The following is a 2,753-nucleotide window of genomic DNA, read 5'->3' on the forward strand; positions in this document are numbered from 1 at the left end:
AAAGAGCGAGGAGGAGCTCCGTGAAGCATGTAAGGCTCAGGGAATAGCTGTGGATAAAACCATGGGCAAGGGAAAGCTGATTGATGAGCTATTCGGTGAGAAGTGTGAGGGTAATTATATTCAACCGACCTATATTACCGACTATCCTGTGGAGATGTCGCCACTTACGAAGATGCACCGCACAGAACCAGAAATTACGGAGCGCTTCGAATTAATGGTCAATGGCAAGGAGCTTCTCAATGCCTATTCGGAGTTGAACGACCCAATTGACCAATTGGAGCGTTTCCAACATCAGATGGAGCTTTCGGAGAAAGGAGATGATGAGGCGATGCTGATTGACCAAGACTTTGTAAGAGCTCTGGAGTATGGTATGCCACCAACTAGCGGTATGGGAATCGGAATGGATCGCTTTGTGATGCTATTGACGGGACAAGAAAGCATACAAGAGGTGCTTCTATTCCCTCAAATGAAACCCGAGGTAAAGGCGAAGAGTGAAACAACAGAAAAAGACGATGAGTAACTGGCAACCGGGTAAAATAGGGATCATCGGTAGCGGTAGCTGGGGCACTGCTCTTGCCAAGATTGTCTTGGAGCATGAGGAGCGTATCAATTGGTACTTCCGCTTCGGAGAGACGGTGCGGCAGTTTAAGCACTCGCAGCACAACCCCACCTACCTTACTAGTCAGATTTTTGATACAGATAGGATTGATTTCTTTACGGATATTCCTAAGATCGTAGCTAAGTCGGACACTCTTATATTAGTGACCCCATCCCCTTACATCAAGGGAACACTTGATAAAGCAAAGCCTGGCTCGCTTCAGAAAAAAACCATTCTCAACGCAGTTAAGGGTATTATACCTGACAACTATGTGGTGATTTCGGACTACTTGAGCGACCAACTACAGATACCAGAGGAACAAATAGCAGTAATCAGTGGTCCAACTCACGCAGAGGAGGTGGCACTTGAGCGATTGAGCTACCTCACATTGGCTTGTAGTAATGGGAAGAGGGCAGAGCAGATGAGTCAGATATTTAATTCTGATTACACGTTTTGTAATGTCAGTACGGACGTACGTGGAATAGAGCTGGGGAGTGTACTAAAGAACATCTACGCTATAGCTGCTGGGGTATGCCAAAGCCTTCGCATGGGAGATAACTTCCAAGCGGTACTGCTCTCCAACGCGATAAAGGAGATGGACTACTTCCTTTCGGAAGTGACTGATGCGGAGCGAAATATAAATGACTCTGTATACCTTGGTGACCTATTGGTAACTGGCTACTCTCGCTACAGTCGCAACCGCACTCTCGGCACTCTGATAGGAAAAGGGTACTCGGTGATGCAGGCACAAGATGAAATGGAGCTGACACCAGAGGGATATTATGGGGCGAAGTGCATCCACGTACTCCTGAAAAAGCACCGAATTGAGCTGCCTATAGCACAAGCTGTCTATGACCTCCTCTACAAGAAGGAGAATGCACGGGAAACCTTCGAAAAACTGAGCTTAAAACTTAAGTAAATAAAGATAAGATGAAAGTAAATATAAATAATGCTCTTAGAGATAATAAGGTGAAGAGTCTTTATGAAGCACTCTTGCCAAAAGCTAAAGAGAGTCACCAACTCCTACACTCCGAAGAGGGCAAGGGAAAAGACTTCCTAGGCTGGAGAGAGCTTCCATTTGAGATCTCTGATGAAATGATAGCAGATATCCAAAAGACTGCTGATAGGCTACGGGAAGATTGTGAGTACGTTATCTCAATCGGCATTGGTGGTTCCTACCTAGGTATCAAAGCGGTGGTTGAAGCTCTTTCGGACTCGTTTGCCCATCTAAAACTAGCCACGGGTGCCCACTTGCTATTTGCAGGTCACCACATCTCTGAGGATTATCTTTCAGAGCTTCTGGGCCTAGTGAAGGGGCATAAGTTTGGGCTTATCAACATCTCAAAGAGTGGTACTACAACTGAGCCAGCTATTGCCTTCCGTCTTCTTAAGCAACTGCTAGAGGAGCAGGAGGGAGAAGACTTTGCTCGCCAACATATCGTAGCCATTACCGACCATTCAAAGGGAGCCCTACGCACACTTGCCGATAAGAAAGGATACAAGAGCTATATTATCCCAGACAATGTAGGTGGGCGCTTTAGCGTACTGACCCCAGTAGGTCTACTACCTATAGCTACCGCAGGCTTTGATATTAAGGCCTTGGTTAATGGAGCGAAAGATATGGCTCAAAAGCTAGATATTAATAGCAGTGAGGCGACTATTGTAGAGCAACACGCTGCCACACGAATTGCCCTATATCAGAGTGGCAAGAAGATTGAGCTTTTAGTCAACTTTCATCCCAAGATGCACTATATTAATGAGTGGTGGAAACAATTATTCGGAGAGAGTGAAGGAAAAGACCACAAAGGAATATTCCCAGCTGCTGTGGACTTCACCACCGACCTCCACTCTATGGGGCAGTGGATCCAAGATGGGGAGCGGATCATCTTTGAGACCTTTGTGACGATAGATGAGAGCGAGCACCGTCTTGAGATACCAAGTGATCAGGAGAATCTTGATGGACTTAATTTTATTGCCGGTAAACGGATTAGTTTTGTCAACAAACAGGCTGAGAAAGGGACTATGTTGGCTCACCTAGATGGAAGCGTGCCACTAGTTAATATCACCTTACCACGGCTAGATGCATACAATATTGGGCAACTCTTTTATTACTTTGAGAAGCTGGTAGCGATTAGTGGATACCTCACTGGGGTCA

The 2,753-nt window shown here is 45.9% G+C and carries 3 protein-coding genes; all 3 read left to right on the plus strand.

Annotation, left to right across the window (positions count from 1 at the left end; all coding sequences use genetic code 11):
* On the plus strand, positions 1-520 hold a 520-nt coding region (locus tag QVO39_RS08980; RefSeq protein WP_288171977.1), incomplete at its 5' end, for an amino acid--tRNA ligase-related protein.
* The gene (locus tag QVO39_RS08985; RefSeq protein ID WP_018028148.1) at positions 513-1,517 is read left to right on the plus strand and encodes an NAD(P)H-dependent glycerol-3-phosphate dehydrogenase; all 1,005 of its coding nucleotides are present in this window, start codon (positions 513-515) and stop codon (positions 1,515-1,517) included. The genes QVO39_RS08980 and QVO39_RS08985, both read left to right, overlap by 8 nt.
* 11 nt (positions 1,518-1,528) lie before the next feature.
* A partial coding sequence (locus QVO39_RS08990) for a glucose-6-phosphate isomerase (RefSeq protein WP_288171978.1) occupies positions 1,529-2,753 on the plus strand: 1,225 nt, incomplete at its 3' end.

This window comes from Porphyromonas sp. CAG:1061 (genome assembly GCF_000435035.1).
GTDB lineage: Bacteria > Bacteroidota > Bacteroidia > Bacteroidales > Porphyromonadaceae > Porphyromonas_A > Porphyromonas_A somerae.